This is a genomic window from Mycetocola sp. CAN_C7 (assembly GCF_015752285.1).
GTDB lineage: Bacteria > Actinomycetota > Actinomycetes > Actinomycetales > Microbacteriaceae > Mycetocola_A.
Map to the genome: position 1 here is coordinate 1 of NZ_JADOUY010000002.1, position 20,975 is coordinate 20,975.

Genomic DNA, 20,975 nt, shown 5'->3' on the forward strand with positions numbered 1-20,975 from the left:
ACTCGCTCGGGTAGGGCTTAGGCACAATGCCATCCTTCCAGGCCGCCCTCCCGGGCAAGCCAGATCAGATGTCACCTTTCCGTGCAGCAGACCCGTCCGCAGTTGCCCGCTGCACTGCGGCGCTTGATGAGCTGGCGGTTCTTGAGCTGACGTACTACGCCGCCATTGCTCCTGACCAGGTGAACAGCAAGCGATTGTCGTTAGATGCTGCACGCCATGAAGACCAGGCTGAATTGCTCGAAGGCATAGCGGATCTCATACGGCGAATGGACACGGCCGCAGGCAACGCGAACCAGAACAAAATTTTGCACGTGCGCGGCGTGCCCAAAGCTATCCGCTCCGTCGAGGACACGAAGACAGTCGTGAAGACCTTTTGTGACGCGCTGGGCATTGAGCTGGATTGGGAGAACTTCGACCCGACGCAATGGCTCGCCGCTCTTCGGGAGTGGCCCCAGTGGAAGAACGCGCTGACCGAGGCAGGCACCGGGGCGTGGGAGAAGGGCAAGCCAATACTCGGAGCCGCGGCTCTCCTCGCGATCTCAGCAGTCGCCAATAAGTACATGCCCTCAAAGCCCGAATCGACTTGACGTCTCTCGCAACCGGCGAGGAGCGCGACGCAGATGCTATTACGACAGAGGTGCCAGAGAGAGGACTGATCGACAGGTGGCGGTCACAATTCGGCCCTGCGCCTCTCGTGACTAGTGCGGGCGCGGATGCGAAAGTCAACGCTCAACAAAAGGCCAACATGATCGTCGCCGCCCGCCGCGACAGGTTCGGACTCACAGGACATCGCCCGCTGGGACCCGCTTCGGCATCGAGTGCTCGTGAGCAGGACGCTGCGGCGGCACGCGCCGCAATCAGGACAGCCCGGTACCTCGTGCAGGAAGCGCGTGATCAGCGAGCCCGTATTCGGGGGAGCAGTCGCGACATCGACGCTCTCGTTTGGTAGTTGTCTTCGAGCCCCTCCTTCACCAGGCGCGTCGAAGGATCCGTTTACGCGGCGCCGCGCGGGGAAGTAGCGGCTAATTGCTGTATCCCCCGAAATGGGGCACGCGACACGAGGATCACAGGGCGCAAAAGTGGGGGCAGCTTTGTAGAGTGACTCTCACCCGAGTCCTGCGATCACTGCAGTGCGCTTCCCGGACAAAAGTCGAGGTCCACCCTCGATTGATGTAGTCGGTGAAGCCGTAAGTTCGTCTCGCGGTGGAACCGTTGAAGGGGCACGGTCGCGGACATGCAGTCAAGGGTGACGCTCGACCACGGGTCATGGGAGCCGGACCCGTCGCTCGTGCGCGAAGTGGAGGAACAGTTCAATCGGACAATCGAGTCCTACCGAATACATCCAAACTTGGTGTCCGAGCACGCCAACCACGAAGAGTCGATCCGTACTGGCGGCTACGCGAACCGGACATTGCTCGAGCTGGTACAGAACGCCGCCGACGCTCTGGCGGGTGCTGACGGCACGAGCGCGGAGAACTCAGGTCGCGTAGAAATCATCCTGGACACGACCAACTGTGTGCTTTACTGCGCGAATGCAGGACGGCCGTTCTCCATGAGCGGACTGACAGCCGTCACGATGGCGTATCTGAGCGAGAAGCGCGGCGACGAGATCGGACGCTTCGGCCTCGGATTCAAGTCGGTGCTCGCTGTGTCGCAGGCGCCGCAGGTGTTGAGCCGCTCTATTTCGTTTGAGTTCAGCTCGCCGAAGGCTCGAACTGAGATGGCAAAGGTCACAACCGGTAAGCGGTACCCAGTACTCCGGACCGCCACGGTCCTCGACGCCGCAACCGAGCTGGAGCGAGATCCCGTGCTCGCGGAACTTGGGTTGTGGGCTACGACGATTGTCAAGCTCCCCGCGGCGACAAATCTTGAACGATTGCGTGACGAGATCCAGGGGTTCACGTCTGAGTTCCTGCTGTTCGTCGATGCGGTCCGCGAAGTTCGGCTGCGTGTCATCGGAGACGAGCCGTTCGAGACGAGCCACGTCTCTCGCGATCTGGGAGACAGAAGGTTCAGGATCGAGCGCCCCGACGGTAGCGGTGACGAATGGATCGTCGAGAGCGATATGCACGAGCCGTCGTCAGAAGCACGCCACGAAGTCGGCGAGGCGGTGTCTCGCGATAAGGTCAAGGTTACGGTCGCCGTGCCGGTTCAGCGCAGCAGACTGGGTTCCGGGCAGTTCTGGTCGTACTTCCCACTTCAGGACAAGACCTCGGTAGGAGCGCTGCTCAATGCGCCGTGGAGCGTCAACGACGACCGCACAAATCTGCTCGAGAACCGATACAACCAAGAGATCATCAAGACCCTCGCGGAGCTCTTCGTACCGCTGCTCTCAAGGCTGCGGACTTCTGACGACCCTGCAGGGCACCTGGACTATCTGCCGGCGCGCGAGCGTGACCAGGAGAGTCGCGGATTCGCCGGTGACGCGCTGCGGACACACATCCTCAGCTTGGCCGGCACGAGCCGGTACATACCTGACAAGGCTGGCAACCTGCGCAACGGATCGGAGCTTCGTCCGCTGGACCCAGCCATTCGTTTCGACCCCAGCATTCACCAGGGGTGGATGATTTCGTCCAATACCGGTCACGATGTGCCCCATTGGCACTGCTACAAGACGCCACAGAGGGCGACACGCCTCCGGGATCTCCTCTTGGTCGCCCAGGAATCTGACCCCGACCCCAGCGCCCGCGACGTCCGTGCCGCGATGGAACGTATGCCTAAGCGTGGACTCCTGACATGGCTCCGTGAATGGGCCGAGGGCAACGACCCTGTCTCGTCGGCAAACGCTCTCAAGACGGTCCTCGGACACCTCTCACTTGAAGGCATCACATCTGCCAAGGTCATTCCCACGACCGACGGCATGAAGTCGCTCGACGACCGAAGCGTCGTGTTTGTCCATCAGGAGGAAGGGCTGGTCGTCGACGGTGCAGTGTTCGTCGACCCCGCGTTCCTGGCGGAGCATGGGGTCGAAGCGCTTCTCCGCAGCCGTGGCTTCCGTGACCTTGACCCGGAGGCGATTCTCAACGCGCGGTTGGCAACGCTGCCCGTTGATCCCGCTGGCGAGGACCTCGAGAAGCTTTGGGACGCAGTCGTCTCCGTCAGCCTACCCATCGCCATCAAGACGATGGCGGCCTCGAATGCGTCGATCAAGGTCCCCACGCGTGACGGTGCATGGGCGTGGCCACAGCAGGTGATCGACGTCGATGCGACTTTGCCTGAGCGGTTCGCGGCGCAAATTCTCGACCGAAGTCGGTCCATTGCCCAGGTCGCGCACAAGCTCGGTGTCGCTCAGCGTCCGGTCGAGGACTTCTCCCTCGAGGACGAGGCGGAGTACGAGGCTTACGTCGCCGCCACCGTAGAGGCGCTCAACAACCGGCGGGGGCCGGGAGAACGACCCGTCGAACGGGTGGAGGTCAGTCCTGGGGCAGGACCCGGACCGTTTTCTGTGTTGCTGATGTTGCGGGATGCTGAGGCGCCGGAACAGCTGCGCGCGTCGTGGACGACCTCGCTCTTGGAGCTTCCGGAGCGGAGTTGGGTCGTCGAGGATCTCGACACCGGGCGCACGCACGGAGTACTTCCGCCGTCTCGATGGGCTGTCCAGCAGGCGGGTCTTCTCCCGACGTCGCGAGGGTTCAGGGCGCCGGGCGACGTCGTCGCACCTTCGCTTGTGCGGTTCGGTGCACTCCTTCCGCTCTTCAGAGGCACCCACCAGGTCCAGGTTGCTCTCGCCCTGCCGGACGAGCTTGAAGCAGTGCCGGCGCACGTGCTCCGGGAGATGCTCGAGGCAGATCTCTTCCCGTCCGTTGACGACGCGGTTCTGAGCGAGTTTGTTCTTGGGGCCACGAAGGCCGGGTACGCCGGCGAAAAGCCATCGACCATCCCAGCCAGGGTCAAGCGAGTCGTCGAGCCGCATGCGCCCTCGACGGTGTTCCTTGCCTCTTCGGACGAGGAAGAGGAGTTCCTTCGGAGCCGGCAGCGACCGTTCCTGAGGGTACATCTGGACATGGTCGACGAGTTCGTCGAGACGGTCGGATGCCGTCGGTTCGCCGACAGCTTCTCGTTCGCAATGGTCGTCGAAGGCCAGCAAGACTTCCAACGTGTTCTTGACGTCTACACCGGCCTTCGCTCGGCATACGGCGCGGCGCTCACGTCGGCGAAAGTGGCTCGGGCACTGCTTATCGCAAAGCGGGTTGTCACAGAGGACGGCACAGAGGATCAGCCACGGGACTGGCATCTTGACGGCCAGGACCTCATCGTCAGGAGCGATGCTGACGACCAGCGGATTCTCGAGTTCGTCAATGACGCCTTCGGCCTTCGCCTCGACAACGTGCGACTCGCTGCCGTGCGCAAGGCGGGGCAGGACAACAAGCTCGAGCTCCTTCGCCATGAGGCCCAGGCCATCGAGAGCGACGCGGAACGTCTTGACCACTACATCGGCCCCGACGACCTGAAGGAAGCACTTCCTACCGGACTTTGGAGCGCGCTTGAGGCGCAGGGCCTGGTCGGCGACGAGACGCCCGTTGCGGATCTCTTTCTAACGGTCTATGGCTCGGACGCGCTACGCATCCTTGCAGACAGGTTCGAAGACCTCGGATTTTCGGACGTTCCGGAAACCTGGGGTGGTACGGCGCCCGCTGCGTCCTGGGTCCGGAAAATGGGCTTTAGCGCAGAGTATGCCGGCCAGCGGAACCAGAAGCAGCCCCCGGAGTTCGTCGTCCCTGGCGCGGTGGTGTTGAACCGTCTGCACACGTACCAGAAGAAGATCAGCGAGGATCTGCGGACCGTCCTGACGCAACCGTCCACCAATGGTCCTGCGCAGAAGGCGATGGTCGAGTTGCCGACGGGTGCGGGCAAGACCCGCGTCGCCACCGAGACGGTCCTCAGGCTGTTCGTCGACGAGGTGCTTTCGGGGTCGATCCTATGGATTGCACAGTCGGAGGAACTCTGCGAGCAGGCCGTTCAGACCTTCCAGACTGTCTGGCGGTACCTATCCGACGAACGACCGCTTACGATCGGCCGCCTGTGGGGCTCGAACACCGTTCAGGAACCAGACACCGAGCTGTCCGTGATTGTCGCGACCGACGCGCAGCTCGCCCAGCTCATCGGGCGGGGCGACTACGACTGGCTTAGCAAGCCAGCAGCGGTCTTCATCGACGAGGCTCATAGAGCGGGTTCGTCGCAGTACACCAAGATCTTGCGGTGGCTTGGTGTCGATGGACGCAGCTGGGAGAGGCCACTAGTCGGACTCTCGGCGACCCCGTTCAAGGGGCGAGCCGGTGACCACAGCGGGACAAAGGAACTGAAGGCCAGGTTCGGCACGAAGCTCGCACTGCCCTACGACGAGCCGTACAAGGAACTCGTGAGGCTTGGTGTACTCGCAAGCGTCAGGCACGAGGTGTTGCCGACCGGCGTCGAGTTTGAGGTCAGCGACTCCGCGCCTGGCGATCTTAGGTCCAACAAGCTCATCGACCGGAACCTATACGAGCGCATCGGCCGCAACGAACAGCGCATGCGGATCCTCGTCGAGCACATCCTCCAGACGCTTGAAGCACACCCAGAATGGCCCGTCCTCGTCTTCACTCCGAGTGTGCTCTCGGCGCAGGTTCTCTCGGCCTCGCTGCGCTACAGGGGGATCGCCGCGGAGTCGGTTAGCGGACAGACCAGCAAGCAACAGCGTCGAAAGGTGATCAAGCAGTTTCAGGACAACGAGATCCAGGTCCTCGCCAACTGCGACCTCCTCGTCCAGGGTTTCGACGCCCCGGGTGTGAGGGCGCTCTACATCGCGCGCCCGACCTTCAGCCCCGGCGCCTACATACAGATGGCAGGCCGCGGCCTGCGAGGAACGGAGAACGGCGGCAAGGATGAGTGCCTCGTCGTTGATGTCGCCGACAACTGGGGCGCGATGAACGACTTCCTCGGCTACCACGACTACGAGGACCTCTGGGCGGAGCAGCGCGGATGATCCTTGTTCCTTCGCTCGCCGACATCGAAACAGCGTCCCGAAGTGAGGCCGAGCGGCGAGTCGCCCGTCTTCTTCGGGACGTCGAGGCGGACGGCGACGCAGTTGCCTTCTACTCGGTCGGGCTTCGCTCGCACGCATACAAGCAGCAGGCAGAAGCCGACTTCGTGATCCTGTGGCGGGGAACCGTCGTCGTCGTCGAGGTCAAGGGCGGTGGCGTGCGCAAGCACGATGGCATCTGGTACAGCATCGACCGCCGTGGAGACTGGCACAAGCTCGGCACGTCCCCGATGGAGCAGGCACGATCGGCGGGGTACGCTCTCCGCGACATCCTCAGGGAGCAGGGGGTCGGCTGGTACGCGCACGAGGCCGTTGTTGTCACGCCGGACATCGATGCACCGCCGAGCTCCGTCGACTGGAAGCCCACGCACTGGCTGGCTCGTGACTCGATGACAGCGCTAGAGCTGACCACGGCGCTTGACGCCGTGGTCGCGGATGCACGAAACGCGCCGCGCGGAGAGAAGGTCGCGCGGCTGAGTGACCTGCGAGAGCGTCTCTTCGGCGAGTTCACCCGAATGCCGGTGGTCGACGCACAACGGGGTGCGGTGATCGAGGAGCAGAACCGGGCGACGGCCGGCCAGGCCCGCGTCCTCGCAGCGCTGGCGCGGAACCAGCGCGTGCTCGTCTGCGGAGGAGCAGGTACCGGGAAGTCCCTGGTCCTTGTCGAGGCTGCGAAACAGGAGGAGGAGCAGGGGAGGTCCGTGCTCGTCACGTTCCGTTCACCGTCGCTCTCGCGGTATTTCGCACCGCATCTCGGTGAACGCAATGTCGACGTGATTGCTTTCGCGGACCTTGAAGGTTCGGGTCCCTATGACGTCGTGCTCGTCGACGAGGCACAGGACATGATGACCGCCGACGCGATGGACCGCCTCGATGGTGTTCTTGCCGGCGGCCGAGCGGCCGGTCGGTGGCGGATGTTCCTCGATCCAAACAACCAGGCGCACGTCGACGGCGACTACGATTCCGACGTCGCCGAGCTGATCACCGACGAGGCGATCACGGTAGACCTTTCGCTGAACGTCCGCAACACGCGTGCGATCGTTCATGTCGTGCAGGAGTACCTAAGGGCTGACGTCGGCGATCCAGGAATCGTTCACGGCGAGCGCGTGGAGTGGCTCACCACGGATCAGGAAGTCACAGTCAGCGATGGTGTGGACATTGCCGTCAAGCTCGTAACGGACGGAGCTCGGAGAGCCGACATCTGGGTGATTGACCCGCGGTCCGTCGCGGCACCCATGACTGTCAGCGGCATCGTGGTGACGAGTCCTCGCTTCGCGAAGGGCCTGGAGGCTGAGCATGTTGTCGTGTGTGGCCTGCCCGACGCTCTCGACGCGTCCGGAATGGCCGCTTTTTACGTCGCGGTGACCCGAGCTCGTGTCTCCCTGCACGTGGTGCTCTCCAAGAATGACAGACGACGGCTTCAGCAGATGGTGCGGCAAGAGATGGCGAACCGATGACACTCACTCGTGCGCAGGAGATCGTGCTTTCGCACCTCAGGTCGGCCTATGTCGGTCCGGACAGTGGCGATAGTGAGGTAATCTACAACCCGCCGAACAGGCAGTACGCCGTCGGAATGTTGTTCCCGCGCGACCGCGAGCCCGAGGCCGACGACGGTGCTGTCGTGCACGAGAGCGACGAGGTAGACGTCGACCGGATGACCGCGTTCGACGGTGAGGTGGAGGAGAACGGAGCCGCGGTCCCGATCGCCGAGGACTGGAGGCCGTCATCGGCGGCGATCTCCTTCATCACCGACAGCGACACGGTCGCGTGCACTGTCGCTGGCGCGACGTACGCCGCCATCGAAGGCGACGGACCGCCGAGCTGGCGTCGAACGCCCTTTGCGATCTCTGATCTGACGCTTTCACCTGACCGTCGCATACATGAACAGTCTGTGGGTAACGTGCCAATCGAGGTCGGCAGCCGTTGGCGGCACTTTGGAGACGCAAGACTTGTCACTGTTCACTTACGCGTGCTGGCTCCATCGACCGGCGATGACCGTCTCGACGCCACCAGCATGCTGTACCAGGTTGCGCTCGCAGTTTCCCCGACCGGTGCTGGGACGATCCGCGAGTATGACACGCGGCGCGCTTTCGACGTCAACGACGAGTCCGCGGAGCTCCGTCTGAGGTTCAGGAACCGCAAGGTATACGCCGTCGGACATGGCATGGCTGCCGACTGGACCGTCTCCGACGGCGCGTGCAGCGAGGTTCGCCTCGATCCGGTCCCACACTTTGTCATCCCTGACGTCGAGACAACTGGATTCAAGGACGGAACCCGAGAAGCGGACGCCCTGCGTCTCGAGCATCTAGCGACGCTCGACAAGAACGCCGATCAAGTTCTCGAATCGCTGCGGGCCTTCGTTCGTCAGTTCGGGGTGTGGGTCGAGGCGCAGAAGGGCCGGGTTGGTTCGTTCGGCCAAGATCGCAAGGTCGCTGGTCGGATCGTCAGCCGGTCGGAAGAAGCGCTCACGCGCATGATCAAGTCTCTCGACCTGCTCGGAGACGAGCGCAACGTCACCCTTCGGACGGCATTCTCTCTCGCCATGGCCGCGATGCGCCTACAGATGCAGCAAGCAGTTTTCAACCGCGACGGCAGTCGGCCGGAGCCGAGTTGGCGCCCCTTCCAACTGGGTTTCCTCCTCGTCTCCCTCGCATCCACCGTGGACAACAAGCACAAAGAGCGGGGGCTTGTCGACCTGATTTGGTTCCCGACCGGCGGCGGAAAGACTGAGGCCTATCTTGGGCTCGCAGCCATCGAGATCTTCCGCAGACGACTTTCAGACGGCCCGGCAGGTGGTGGCACTGCGATATTGACCCGCTACACGCTGCGACTGCTCACCTCTCAGCAGTTCCAGCGCGCTGCCTCGCTCGTCTGTGCGATGGAGCTGCTCCGTCGTGCCGACAGGATCGGTGACCCGCGCGCAAACCACATGACACCGTTCTCGATCGGACTGTGGGTCGGTAATGAAGTGACTCCCGGGACGCGCAAGGATGCAAAGTCTGCTCTCGATCGGCTTCGCAAGGCCGCGCGGCCCGAAGAGGCGAACCAGTTCCAGGTGGAAAGCTGCCCTTGGTGCGCCACACCTCTTCTTCCCCGCGTCCGGTCTCCCCGCCTTAACGAGTATGGCGTTCGGATGGTTGGTCGCGACATCGTCATCCACTGCGTGAACTCGTCGTGCGAGTTTGCCGACGAGATCCCCGTGTGCGTCGTCGACGAGTTGCTCTACGAGGAGCCACCCACCATCCTGCTTGCGACGGTCGACAAGTTCGCTCGACTCCAGTTCCGCCCCGAAGCTGGCCGTTTACTCGGCCTCAACACGGCGTTCCAGCAGCCGTCGCTGATCATCCAAGACGAGCTCCATCTGCTTTCGGGGCCCCTCGGCACGACCGTTGCAGTGTTCGACGCCGTGATCCAGATGCTGCTCGCCGCGAACGGTTCGACGCCGAAGATCGTTGCGTCGACCGCGACGATCCGAGCCTCGGACGAGCAGGTCCAAGGGTTGTACGGCAGGCGGGTCGCGCTGTACCCGCCCTCCGGTCTTGACGATGACACGACATTCTTCTCTCGGCCGGTCACGAGCGGTGAAGGTCGCCTTTACCTCGGGCTGATGCCCCAGGCGCTTTCGCAGATGTCGGCAACAGTTTCGGCGTCAGCCCCACTGATCGAGATCCCTGAGATGCTCCGGGGACATCCGGATGCGGGGACGAGCCTCGACGCCTACTGGACCACGGTGATGTACCACAACAGCCTCCGGGAGCTGGGGCGCACAGGGACCTTGGTGGTCGACGACGTCAACGCCCGCCTCGAGCCTCGAGCCGAGCGTCTAGAGCACGAACTCCGCACGGTTCGCGCCGGGCGCGTACTTGAGCTGACAAGCCGACGCGGACCAGAAGAGTTGCCGAACGACCTCCGCGAACTGCGCCGGAGCGCCGACGAGTCCGACCAGGCCGTCGATGTCGTCCTTTCTTCGAACATGCTCTCAGTCGGCATCGACATCCCACGACTCGCGCTGATGCTGATGGTCGGCCAGCCCAGGACCACGTCCGAGTACATCCAGGCGACCAGCCGTGTCGGACGAGGCAAGGTCCGCGGAGTCGTCACCACGCTGTTCCGCTCCAACCGGGCGAGGGATCGTTCCCACTTCGAGACGTTCCGCGGCTACCACGAGGCCCTCTACCGAAGTGTCGAGCCGACGAGCGTCACTCCCTGGTCACTGGCGTCGCGCGAACGCTCGCTCGCCGGTGCCCTAGTAGCACTGATTCGTCACCTCGGACCCGGTCTGTCCTCCAACGACGCCGCCAGGGACTTCGACCTCAACAATTCCGCCCAACGCGCCTTGGTTGACATGCTGGTCAGTGGGCTTCTGGCGGGGGTAGAGAGGGCGGATGCCGTCGAGACTTCAGAGACGCGCGAGCGAATCACCACGCTGCTCAACCAGTGGGACCGCCGCGCACGCGCTGCTCGCGAGGCCGGCGAGAGCCTCCTGTACGACCGTGCCAAGGCGGACGACTCCGCCTTGTTGAAGCGGTTCGGGCAGTCCGGCGAAGGTTGGCTGGTTGCCGACTCGATGCGCTCGGTTGAACCCAACGTTGCCGTCGAGGTGCGGGAGCCATACGAGGAGGGGTCCAGTGCAACGGATCAAACATGACCTGCGACTGTCGGAGACCGTGTCGCCGTTCGGCGTCGGCGCAGTCGTAGACATTCGAGGGGAGTCGTTGATCGCACCCGACACTTCGTGGTGGGACGAGCGCCACGCGCCCGAGATCCACTGCGCGCGACTCGTCGAGCGGCTCGGTCCCAGCGTGCTTCGTGAGGCACCCACCCACTCAGGACGCACGGGCAAGGACACTGCGGGACTGCTGTACTGGCGCTTTCCAGCTTGGCGATTCTGCGAGCGGTGCTCCGGGCTCTCGCAGCGAAGCGGCAAAGACCGGGGCAAGTGGACCAACAAGTGCGAATGCGACGGCATGCTCGTCCCGATGCGATATGTCGCCGTCTGCGAAATGGGTAGCCACCTCCAGGACATTCCTTGGTTCATGTGGGCCCACCGCGGACGCGACGCTGGCGTTACCGAGGCGGTCCGTCACTGCCGGGCGTACAAGGAACTACGTTTCGTTCGTTCGGCCAAGCACGGTGAGGGTCTGAAGGCCCTTCGGGTGGAATGCGGCGGCTGCAAGCGTTCCCGCCCTATGTCGGACCTGGTCAGCAGGGAAGCACTTGCCCATGACGGCATCCGGTGCAAGGGCACCCAACCATGGCAGGACCCACGGCAGGATGACGCCTGCGAGCACGCACTTGTTGCCGTCCAGCGGGGCGCGACGGGCAACTACATAGCGGAACGCATCTCCGCACTCGACATCCCCGAAGAGAAGCCGCAGTCGATCGCGGTCGCTGACGCCATCCGCGCACATGCTGACTTCGGTCGAGTTGTCGATGACAACGGTGGGCCCAAGGCTGAGATGATCGCGGGCTGGATCGCCGACGAAGTCGGTGCCGCGGCCGAGGACGTCCTCAGCCTGGCAGCCGCGGGCGGCAACCCGCACGACGATGTCCTTGCAGATCTCAAGGATGGCGAGTGGGCGGCTTTCCTCAAGAAGCTCGGAACGCCTGGGCGTGACAATAGCGAGGGCGAATTCGTCGTCGACTCGTGGTCTACGTCCGATCGTTCTGGCATCCCCGCGACACTGGCTGAACGGCTGACCGCGGTCGGCCAGGTTCGGCGAGTGCGCGAGGTCAGAGCTCTCAAGGGCTTCCGCCGGTACTCCGCTGAGGCCGAGATGATTCCGGCCGATCTGTCGCTCAAGGGCAAGCGCAAGCCAACACTTCCCGCGATCGAGATGTACGGGGAAGGGATCTTCCTCCAGTTCAGCGAGGTGTTCCTCGCTGAGTGGGAGCAGCACGCAGCGGTCCGTGCACGGGCCGGTATCCTGCTGGACCGGCGATCGAAGACGCCCTGGGCAAGTCGACTGGACGTCCCGGAGGCGCGTTTCGTTGCCCTCCACACGATCGCTCACCTGCTGATTCGCCGCCTAGCGTATGCGTCTGGGTACTCGTCTGCCTCGCTTCAGGAACGGATCTACGCGAGCTCCACCCGTCCTGACCGCACGGCCGGAGTGCTGATCTATACGGCTGCGGGTGACGCGCAGGGCACGCTGGGCGGTCTCGTTCGGCTCGGTGACCCCGACCAGCTGGTTCCATTGCTTCTCGCAGCAATCGATGACGCCGATGTCTGCTCAAACGATCCGGTCTGCATCGAGAGCGACAGGCAGGGTGCCTCGAGCCTCAATCTGTCGGCATGCCACGGGTGCTCGCTTGTGAGCGAGACGTCGTGCGAGACCGCAAACAGACTGCTTGACCGTCAATTGATACTTGGCGGGCGCGACTTCCCAGGGCTGTTGGAGGGCGTACTCGACGAGGTCCGGGAGCTCAGCGCGCCCTAGACTTCCCGGCAGTGTCAGGTTTCACCATGTGCCTGGACGACTGAGCAGACAAGTTCGGTCACCAACTGAGGGTCCTCGTGCTCTCAGAAACGCAGCACGCGCCAGCCTGCCGATCTCAGCACGTCGTCTGTCTTAGCGTCCCGCACCTTATTTCATCTGAGCTTGACGGCCCACCAGTCGGCGTTCGCGCGCGGATGTGTGCCGTGCTCCGGGCATCCGCGCCAGAAGCATCCGTCGTTTCCTTCCCCCACGCCGATTCCTTGATCCTGATGAGGTCGAGGGGCGTTCAATCGTTGGACCGCCCTTGCACGCGCCGTGGGGCGCTTTAGTGCTCACCGGCACGGAGGGCCTGCTCGACTACCTCTGCCGCCGAGTCCATGTCCTCATGCTCCCAGAAGCGAAGGACCACCCATCCGATGGCCGACAGATGGGCATCGGTCCCGCGGTCCCGCGACACGTTCTTCTCGAGCTTGGCGACCCACCAGTCATGGTTGGACCGCGGCAGCGTTCCGTGGAGTGGGCAGGAATGCCAGAAACAGCCATCGACGAATACCGCCACGTGTTTCCCGGTGAAGAGCACGTCCGCACGACGACGGCTCATCCCGGGAAGTGGCGCATCGACCCGATAGCGTAACCCCCGAGCGAACAATAACTTCCTCAACCGCAACTCCGGAGCGGTGTCCCTGCGGCGTTGCTTCGACATCCGGACACCGACCGAATGAACGACAACAGGATCACCGCCGATGGGATCAGATTCACGGTTCATACCGCCACTTCCCGCTTTCCTGGTCCCGGTGATTCACGGTGGGCGAGGTCCCACAAACTAATCCGAAAGTAGAATCCTGGTACCAAGTGGACGCTCAGAGTCGTGACGACAGGAGGCCGACTGCACCGGCGGTGATATCAGTGGATGACCGTCGCGACTCTGTATCAGAACTCGGCTCCGACCCCGTATCGAGGTCCAAGTCCGAATCCGGACCGGAGTCCGGGGCGATCCCCGGGACAGCACTGACGTGGGCGTCCTCGGTATCTTGTGCTGCAAGTATGGCCTCGTCGTCCATGGCAGTCCATGGTGTTCTCGTCATCGTGTCGAGGAAATCCGCGGGGAGATCTCGACCGAGAGCCGCTGCCAAGACGTGAGCCGCCAAACGCGGTGGAATGGCGTTACCGATCTGTTGGGAGATGTCCTTGCCTGACCACGGGTAGTCAGCGGGAAAAGTCTGAAGCCGACCCGCTTCTGAGACGTTGAGGCGATCGAGTTCACCCTCGTCGGAGAACACGCGGTTTCGTGAGACTTTCCCGGTAACCGTAAAAGCCGGATCCTTCGAAGTGCGCCGGCCGCGGGCCTTCGGATCACCGCCGGTTCCATAATTGGAGACCATTACGAAGGGCTCTGCCCTGTCCAAGGTCTCGCCGATGTTCCGGTACGGCAGCAGCGCAGGTCGGTTCCTAGAAGCTTTCACCTCTTCTCTCCTGAACCGGTGGTGAGTAGGGGCGGGAAGTACGGGGGTCCGGTATCGGTTCGCGATCAGAATCGCCCGGCGGCGGGTCTGCGGAACTCCGTACTCCTCTGCGTGGAGTATGCCGGTCACGGTCTTGTAACCGAGTGACTCCAGGACCCTCGCCATGGCCTCCCAGACGGGCAGGACCGCCGGTACCTGCTCGAAGACGATTACCTGGTAGGGGTTGCCCGCCCGATGGGCCTCCAGCGCCCACCGCAGCGGCTGCAGCACCAGCCCGGTTCGTTCATCATCCAAAGCGGCCAGTTCCGTGGTGACGTCATCCCCGTCGACCATGCGCGCAATGAAAGACAGGACTTGGTTCAGCGCCTTACGACCGGCCCCGGCCCCGGCCACGGTATACGTCTGACACGGAGGCCCCCCAGTGAGGATCGTCGCATGGGGAAACTCGTTCGGACCGTGTTCCCGTACGTCACCTTGCACGGTTTCCAGCCCCGCGGTCCGCCTGGTCGCACAGGCGTTTTCGTCCCACTCGATACCGGCCACGGACAACCCCAACCAGCGCGCGGCGACATCCAAACCACCCGGACCGGCGAAGAGATCCACCATTTGAGCGGCAGAGGGAGGTGGGCCCGATTGCACAAATGTCATAGGCCACGATCTTATCGTTCGACACGTCACCGATGGACCAATATCCTCGGGCTTCCTCACCGATCGTAAGCAGGTCTCCCCGGCCCGGTGGTGCACCCACGGGGATGCTGATAGCGACCGCGCTTCGGTGTGGCGCTCTGCCCACATGACATGACTGTTGGAGTTTCCGTCATGCCACCTCTGCCATAAAGATGCAGGTTGGAAAAACGATCCCGAGATTCAGCGGCGCATCGCCGAGGGTAGTACCGGGCTCGAATGGTACAACACCCCGGATTGTTTACCGCTCCCTGGTCTGGGCGGGCGTCGTGTAGCGCCGAAGGTTGTCAAAGCCGTGCCAGCAGTTCTGCCTTCTTCGTGGCGAACTCCTCATCTGTCAGAATGCCCGCGTCCCGCAGCGAACCGAGTTTGTGCAGCTGGTCCGCCACGTCGAACTGAGTCGCAGGGGTCGCTGCGCTCTCGTGCGGCCTAGCGAAAACGCTGAGAACCGTCATCGAAAAAATTCGAGGCCTCAGCGATGCCTGCGAGACGATCCGCTTCGGACAGGATCTGTGACAGCCCGGACATCGGTCAGATGTGCCAGTGGGGGAAGCGAGCTACCGAGGTCGAAAGCACGGACACCCATCATTTACCCATCAAAAACAACCGTGCCCGACCGGATTTGTCCGCGTACAATCGAAGGCAGTGAACCGCCCGGTTCCCTGTAGATACAAGGGAATCCGCGAGTTCCGGTGACATTTAAGTGTGGTCCAGAAACCGCTCTGAACCTCCAAGGGGTCGCGGGTTCGAATCGCATAAGCAGAACCTCTATGTCCCGGAAACTCGAGGGTCTACGAGACGTCGTTCGTTTCGGTTTTGATTCATCCATCGAGAACCATCCGGGGGATAGGCCACGCACCGTGTGGTTAGCAACACGAACGACGACTGGTCAGCCCAGCCTGCTCAGGTCGATGTTGTCGCGGAAGACATTGCCCGGGTCGACTCGACGCTTGATCGAACGCAGCCGATCGAGCGTCGCCTCATGAAACGCCAGCCGAAGTCGCCGTGCATTGAGGTCGGTTTCAAAGCTCAGGTAGGCGCCGACGGCGTGCGTCTCGACCGGGGCCCAGGCGGCGTCGAGCTCATCGCCGTCTGCCCCCAGCGCGACCACGGCGAAGTTCGCACCGCGTCCGGCGTACGCGGTGGCATCCGTGGCGATGTCACTCACAGCTCCGCCGGCGGAACGGATGCTGAAAACGTATGCGGCGCCAGCGTCAAGCAGGGAGCGGATATCGCGGACCAGCTCGGGCGTGAGGTGGTCCACGAGGATCGACCGCGACACGGGCTCACCCTGGCCGCGGTGTGGTTCGGTCGAGGCGACCATCGCGTCTTTATAGCGTTGGATGCGCACGTCCTGCGCGAGCAACGGTGCGATGTCGGCGAGAGGCTGCAGGACTGAAAGAATCTCGTCCCTGTCGCCGGAGTTGACGAGGGCCAGCACCGATGCCTGACGCTGCTCACCGCGACGCCCTCCGCCCATCATGAGGTTGGCGCTGAGGATGCGCGGTGCGGCCTCTACGGCTCGGCCGAATCGTTCGAGGAAGCCGGCCACGTCGGTGGCATCGAAGGTCAGCTGCGCGAACGCGACCTCGCCCACCGGCTCGACGACGAACTCGAACGCCGTGACGATCCCCAGTGCGGAGCCGGCGCCACGCACCGCCCAGAACAGGTCGGGGTCGTGGTCGGCGTCAGCCCGCACGACCTCGCCGTCGGCGAGCACCAGCTCCACAGCGACCAGGTGGTCGATGGTCAGCCCGTGTTCATGGCCCAGCCAGCCGATGCCACCAGCCGTCGCAAGCCCTCCGACGCCGACTCCACCGTAGTCGCCGCTGGAAAGCGCCCACCCATAGGGGTCCAAGGCAGTGGCGACTTCCATCCAGCTCGCACCGGGACCGATCCGCACCAGTCGCCGTTCTGTGTCGAGCACAGTGATCTCGTTGAGGTGCCGTAGGTCGATGACGACGCCCCCGACGTTCGTGCTGCGGCCGCTGAAACCGTGCCCCCTGCTGCGCAGTGCGAGTGGCAGGTCAGGATGCCGCTGGGCGAAAGCGAGCGCGTCGACGACCTGACCGACGTCGGCAGGTTGCAGCACGATCCCGGGTGAGCCACCACGCATGTAGGTCGAGCGCACGTCGCGGTAGTCGGTGTCGCCGGGCTCAACAGCGGCCAGCCCGGCGGGAAGGTCGTCGTAGAGGATCCCCGCGCGCCGTCGGGCGAGAGCGGTAGCGTTCCGCGGTGCCGCGGCCAGAACTGTGTCGGCCATCTGGTCGCGCACAGGTGGAGAGGCCGCAACGGCGACCTGCTCACGGATAGCTGGTGCCACCTCTTCGGCGAACTCCTGCAGCACCTTCTGGTCGTCGCTGGCGACGATGAACAAGCTGATGCGGTCGTCGAGGGCCAGCCCGGCGAGTTCCTCGGCCCAATCGCGCGGGCGTCGTCCGGGGGTGGGGATGATCGTGAGAATGCGCCGCACGTCGTCGGGGACTCGCCCTGCTGCCACTGCGGCGTCGTCGATGATCCGATTCGCTTCGGCCAGTATGGGAGCGGTCAGAAATGGCTGCCCGACCATCCAGCCGTCGGCGAGGCGGCCGGTGAGGGCGAGCATGCGCGGCTTGTATGCCCCGACGTGCACCGGAATCGGGTGTGCACCGCTCGGCCCACGCCGAGCGCCGTACACCTGGTGGTGCCGGCCTTCCACGTGAACGCCGCCGGGAGCATCCGTATCCCAGATCCCTCTGATGATTTCGATGGCCTCCTCGAGCGCCGTTACGGACTGGCCGGTCGTGAGGCGGTCGCCGCCCATCGCCTCGATGGCATCCCAGAACCCGCCGGCGCCGAGCCCGAGCTCGAAACGACCACCGGAGAGCAGGTCGAGGCTCGCGGCTGCGCGGGCAACGACGGCGGGCGGCCGCAGCGGGAGGTTCAGCACGTTGGGGGCGATGCGGATGCGCTCCGTTTGCGCGGCGACGTACGACATCAGCGTCCAAGTGTCGAGGAACGACGGCTGGTACGGGTGATCCTGAAAGGTCACCATATCGAAGCCCAGCCGTTCGACATGCGTGGCCAGCTCGACGACGGCACGCGGCCTGAGGCTGCTCGGCGTGATGAACGCGCCGAATTCGAGGGGGCGGTCCACGATCAGGCGGCGTGCAGGAGGGAGGCGAGGGTCCGCCCGTGCCGGGTGGCTTCGGCTTCAGCGAGCGTTTTGATCTCGTCGGCCAGGTCGGTGAACTGGTCGAGGGCAGGGTTCACGCCCACGCGCGTGAATTCGCGGGTGACGACCTCGAGGTCAAGCTGCCAGACCTCCTCAAGGATGCGGCGCATCCATGCCGTCGCGTGGTCCCAACCTTCCTTGGGCGTGCCGGCGGAGTAGTTGCCGCCCTGCACCGTCACGAGCACTGCAGGCTTACCCGCTGTGACCGGAGTCGCTCCTGGCGCCATGCGGGGATCCGTCAGTACGAGGTCGACGTAGGACTTGAAGTGCTGCGAGACTCCGAAATTGTAGAGCGGCACGGCGAAAAGCAGCGCGTCGGCGTCTTCCAGCTCGTCGGTCAGCGTGCTTGCGAGGTCGAGGGCCGCGGCCTGCTCGGGCGATCGGTTGTCTTCGGGGGTCCAGGGGGCGGAGACGGCGTCGGCCCAGGCCGTGGCAGGCATTGGCTCGGTGCCGATGTGGCGTCGGGAGATTGTGGCGTCGGGGTGTGTGGCGCGCCATTCGGCTTCGACGATGTCGCCCAGAGCACGACTGGTGGAACCTTCGGTGCGGATGCTGGCATCCAGGCGGAACAGAGACATGACACTCCTTTGAATGGCAGCCGGGTCGGCGACCCGGCTATAGTTACCGGAAGTAACTCTGCACACCGGGTGCCCGTTACCGCAAACGATCCCCTGTTACCCGGAAGTAACCGAAGGAGTACCGGATGCAGCCGCAGCACCAGGCTGACGCTCTGCAGGAGCGTCTCGCCCAGTCCATGCCGTCCATGGCGGAGCTGTGTACGAGCACGGACCCCGCCCTGTTTCGCTCCCTGCTGTCACGCATCGGCGACAAGTGGACGCTGCTCGTCATCGGGGTGCTCGGCGACGAGCGGCGACGGTTCTCCGAACTCGCCGACATCATCCCGGGCATCTCCCGCCGGATGCTGACCGTCACCCTGCGCGCCCTCGAGCGCGATGGGCTGATCACGAGGACCATTTACGCCGAAGTCCCGCCCCGCGTCGAGTACGAACTGACGACTCTTGGCCGGTCGCTCCAGCATGTCGCCATGGCGGTCGGCGACTGGGTCAGCGAAAACCAGAACACGATTGCCCGCAACCGCGAACACTTCGACGATTCGGACCCCTCGCTTTAGTCGGGAGGGCTCGTTGGTCAGGCCGCGCACAACCGGATCGCTCTGGGAGTCAACTAGTGCGGCTCAGCGATTCCTCATCGGCCGCAACATTCTTCTGCACGGCGAACTGGGTCCGGTGCAATTCCTCGTACCGCCCACCCGCAGCCAGCAGTTCCTCGTGCGTGCCGCGCTCCACGATCGAGCCGTCCTCGACAACGAGGATCATGTCCGCACTGCGGATGGTGGAGAGGCGGTGCGCGATCACCATCGCCGTCCGCCCCTCGAGCGCCTCGCTGAGCGCCGCCTGCACGGCAGCCTCAGACGTCGAGTCCAGCGCCGCCGTCGCCTCGTCGAGGATGACGACGCGCGGCTGAGCGAGCAGGAGCCGCGCGATGGTCATCCGCTGGCGCTCACCCCCGGACAATCGATAGCCACGCTCGCCCACCATCGTGTCCAGCTGGTCCGGCAGGGACCGGATGAGCGGTTCGAGCCGCGCACGCCGGACGGCATCCCAGACCTCATCGTCGGATGCCTCCGGCCTCGCGAGGCGCAGATTGGAGAGGATGGTCTCGTGGAACAGGTGGCCGTCCTGCGTCACCATGCCCAGGGTGTGCCGCATGGAGGCGAACGTGACATCGCGGACATCCGTTCCCGCGAGGCGCACGGCGCCGCTGTCGACGTCATACAGTCGCGAGAGCAGCTGCGCAATCGTGGACTTGCCGGCCCCGGACGTACCAACGAGGGCAACGGTCTGCCCCGGCTCGATCCTGAAGGACACGCCGTGCAGCACCTCCTCGCCGCCGCGGGTATCGAGCGTAGAAACCTCCTCGAGGGAGGCGAGGGACACTTTGTCTGCGGACGGGTAGGCGAACCGGACGTTGTCGAACTCGACGGCCACCTGGCCTTCGGGCACGGCGACGGCATCCGGCTTCTCCTGGATGAGCGGCTCGAGGTCGAGCACCTCGAAGACGCGCTCGAAGCTGACCACCGCGCTCATGATCTCCACCCGTGCGTTCGCGAGGCTGGTCAGCGGCGCGTAGAGGCGGGTGAGGAGGAGCGCCAGGGTGACCACGTCACCGGTGTTCAGCTGGCCGCCGAGTGCGAGGGCACCGCCGAGCCCATACACGAGCGCGAGGGCGAGAGCGGAGACGAGCATCAGTGCGGTGAAGAAGACGAACTGCAGCATCGCGGTCCGCACCCCGATGTCGCGGACGCGGGCGGCGCGGACGCGGAACTCCTCAGCCTCCTCGTCTGGCCGGCCGAACAGCTTGACGAGGGTGGCGCCTGGCGCCGAGAAGCGCTCGGTCATCTGCGTGCTCATGGCAGAGTTGTGATCGGCGGCCTCACGGCGCAGCGCGGCGAGGCGGCTGCCCATGCGGCGCGCGGGTATCAGGAAGATGGGGAGCATGATCACGGCGAGCACCGTCACGAGCCAGGACGTGCTGAGCATGACGATCAGGGTGAGGATCAGCGCCACGAGGTTCGTGACCATGCCGGACAGCGTGCCGCTGAAGGCCTGCTGAGCGCCGATCACATCGTTGTTGAGGCGGCTCACGAGGGCACCCGTCCGCGTGCGGGTGAAGAACGCGATCGGCATCTTCTGCACGTGGTTGAAGACGGCGGTGCGGAGATCGAGGATCACGCCTTCGCCGATGCGCGCCGAGTACCAGCGCGTCACGAGTGACACGGCGGCGTCGGCCACGGCCACGAGGGCGATGACGACGGCGAGCCACACGATCGTGGTGACCGCGCCCCCACCGACGATGACGTCGACCACCTGGCCGGCGAGGACCGGCGTCGCGACCGCGAGGAAAGCTCCCACGGTGGAAAGGGTGATGAAGATCAGCAGCTTGGACCGGTAGGGCACCGCGAACGTCATGATCCGCCGCACGGACTCACGGGAGAAGCCGTGCTTGCCGTCCCTGGCGGTAGAGATCTTGTACAGCGAGCTCCAGGCCGCGCCTTCCATGCTCATTGAGGTTCCTTCCGTGGGCACCAGGGCAAGCTTAGATGGCGACGTGCCCGACGTTCCCCGTCGTATGTG

General features: G+C 64.2%; 12 protein-coding genes and 1 pseudogene. 6 read left to right on the forward strand and 7 right to left on the reverse strand.

The annotated features are described in order from the left end of the window. The first annotated feature begins 26 nt into the window (after nt 1–26). From IWX78_RS03685 to IWX78_RS03705, 5 genes are all read left to right on the forward strand, one after another. Nucleotides 27–587 carry a hypothetical protein gene (locus IWX78_RS03685; protein WP_196832123.1) on the forward strand — a complete coding sequence of 187 codons (561 nt, stop codon included), beginning with the start codon at nt 27–29 and terminating at the stop codon, nt 585–587. A 659-nt stretch (nt 588–1,246) separates the two neighbouring features. Further along, nucleotides 1,247–5,962, forward strand: a complete 4,716-nt coding sequence (locus IWX78_RS03690; RefSeq protein ID WP_196832124.1) for a DEAD/DEAH box helicase — start codon at nt 1,247–1,249, stop codon at nt 5,960–5,962. Beyond that, nucleotides 5,959–7,476, forward strand: a complete 1,518-nt coding sequence (locus IWX78_RS03695; RefSeq protein ID WP_196832125.1) for an NERD domain-containing protein — start codon at nt 5,959–5,961, stop codon at nt 7,474–7,476. The genes IWX78_RS03690 and IWX78_RS03695 overlap by 4 nt, the downstream gene beginning before the upstream one ends. Next, nucleotides 7,473–10,667 (forward strand): helicase-related protein, encoded by a 3,195-nt coding sequence (locus IWX78_RS03700; protein WP_196832126.1) that lies wholly within the window; start codon nt 7,473–7,475, stop codon nt 10,665–10,667. The genes IWX78_RS03695 and IWX78_RS03700 overlap by 4 nt, the downstream gene beginning before the upstream one ends. Next, nucleotides 10,648–12,459, forward strand: coding sequence for a DUF1998 domain-containing protein (locus IWX78_RS03705; RefSeq protein ID WP_334684541.1), 1,812 nt, complete (start codon nt 10,648–10,650; stop codon nt 12,457–12,459). Before IWX78_RS03700 ends, IWX78_RS03705 begins: the two co-directional genes overlap by 20 nt. A gap of 325 nt (nt 12,460–12,784) precedes the next feature. Here the strand turns inward: IWX78_RS03705 and IWX78_RS03710 are convergent, their stop codons facing one another. The 6 genes and pseudogenes from IWX78_RS03710 to IWX78_RS03730 all read right to left on the reverse strand — a co-directional run bounded on the left by IWX78_RS03710 (nt 12,785) and on the right by IWX78_RS03730 (nt 18,398). Further along, nucleotides 12,785–13,225, reverse strand: coding sequence for a very short patch repair endonuclease (locus IWX78_RS03710; protein ID WP_334684542.1), 441 nt, complete (start codon nt 13,223–13,225; stop codon nt 12,785–12,787). Between the two features lie 94 nt (nt 13,226–13,319). Next, a complete protein-coding gene (locus tag IWX78_RS03715; protein WP_334684543.1) occupies nt 13,320–14,255 on the reverse strand; it encodes a DNA cytosine methyltransferase in 936 nt (311 codons plus the stop codon). 33 nt (nt 14,256–14,288) lie between these two features. Next, a pseudogene (locus IWX78_RS16430) lies at nt 14,289–14,717 on the reverse strand (DNA cytosine methyltransferase); the annotation flags it as partial. 176 nt (nt 14,718–14,893) lie between these two features. After that, complete coding sequence (locus IWX78_RS03720; protein WP_196832130.1) at nt 14,894–15,061, reverse strand: SHOCT domain-containing protein; 168 nt, start codon at nt 15,059–15,061, stop codon at nt 14,894–14,896. Nucleotides 15,062–15,495: 434 nt separating this feature from the next. Continuing rightward, complete coding sequence (locus IWX78_RS03725; protein WP_334684544.1) at nt 15,496–17,742, reverse strand: LLM class flavin-dependent oxidoreductase; 2,247 nt, start codon at nt 17,740–17,742, stop codon at nt 15,496–15,498. 2 nt (nt 17,743–17,744) lie between these two features. Beyond that, nucleotides 17,745–18,398 (reverse strand): FMN-dependent NADH-azoreductase, encoded by a 654-nt coding sequence (locus IWX78_RS03730; protein ID WP_196832131.1) that lies wholly within the window; start codon nt 18,396–18,398, stop codon nt 17,745–17,747. Nucleotides 18,399–18,523: 125 nt separating this feature from the next. On the opposite strand from IWX78_RS03730, the gene IWX78_RS03735 reads away from it, so the two are divergent. After that, the gene (locus IWX78_RS03735) at nt 18,524–18,952 is read left to right on the forward strand and encodes a winged helix-turn-helix transcriptional regulator (RefSeq protein ID WP_334684545.1); all 429 of its coding nucleotides are present in this window, start codon (nt 18,524–18,526) and stop codon (nt 18,950–18,952) included. A 49-nt stretch (nt 18,953–19,001) separates the two neighbouring features. On the opposite strand, the gene IWX78_RS03740 is transcribed toward IWX78_RS03735, so the two are convergent. Then, nucleotides 19,002–20,906 carry an ABC transporter ATP-binding protein gene (locus IWX78_RS03740; RefSeq protein ID WP_196832132.1) on the reverse strand — a complete coding sequence of 635 codons (1,905 nt, stop codon included), beginning with the start codon at nt 20,904–20,906 and terminating at the stop codon, nt 19,002–19,004. Nucleotides 20,907–20,975: the final 69 nt, after the last annotated feature.

Coding starts and splice junctions, on each gene's coding strand:
- IWX78_RS03740 (WP_196832132.1), bottom strand. CDS start 20,906: ATGAGCATGGAAGGCGCGGCCTGGAGCTCGCTGTACAAGATCTCTACC.
- IWX78_RS03715 (WP_334684543.1), bottom strand. CDS start 14,255: ATGGTCGACGGGGATGACGTCACCACGGAACTGGCCGCTTTGGATGAT.
- IWX78_RS03700 (WP_196832126.1), top strand. CDS start 7,473: ATGACACTCACTCGTGCGCAGGAGATCGTGCTTTCGCACCTCAGGTCG.
- IWX78_RS03685 (WP_196832123.1), top strand. CDS start 27: ATGCCATCCTTCCAGGCCGCCCTCCCGGGCAAGCCAGATCAGATGTCA.
- IWX78_RS03735 (WP_334684545.1), top strand. CDS start 18,524: ATGCAGCCGCAGCACCAGGCTGACGCTCTGCAGGAGCGTCTCGCCCAG.
- IWX78_RS03730 (WP_196832131.1), bottom strand. CDS start 18,398: ATGTCTCTGTTCCGCCTGGATGCCAGCATCCGCACCGAAGGTTCCACC.
- IWX78_RS03720 (WP_196832130.1), bottom strand. CDS start 15,061: ATGACGGTTCTCAGCGTTTTCGCTAGGCCGCACGAGAGCGCAGCGACC.
- IWX78_RS03710 (WP_334684542.1), bottom strand. CDS start 13,225: ATGAACCGTGAATCTGATCCCATCGGCGGTGATCCTGTTGTCGTTCAT.
- IWX78_RS03695 (WP_196832125.1), top strand. CDS start 5,959: ATGATCCTTGTTCCTTCGCTCGCCGACATCGAAACAGCGTCCCGAAGT.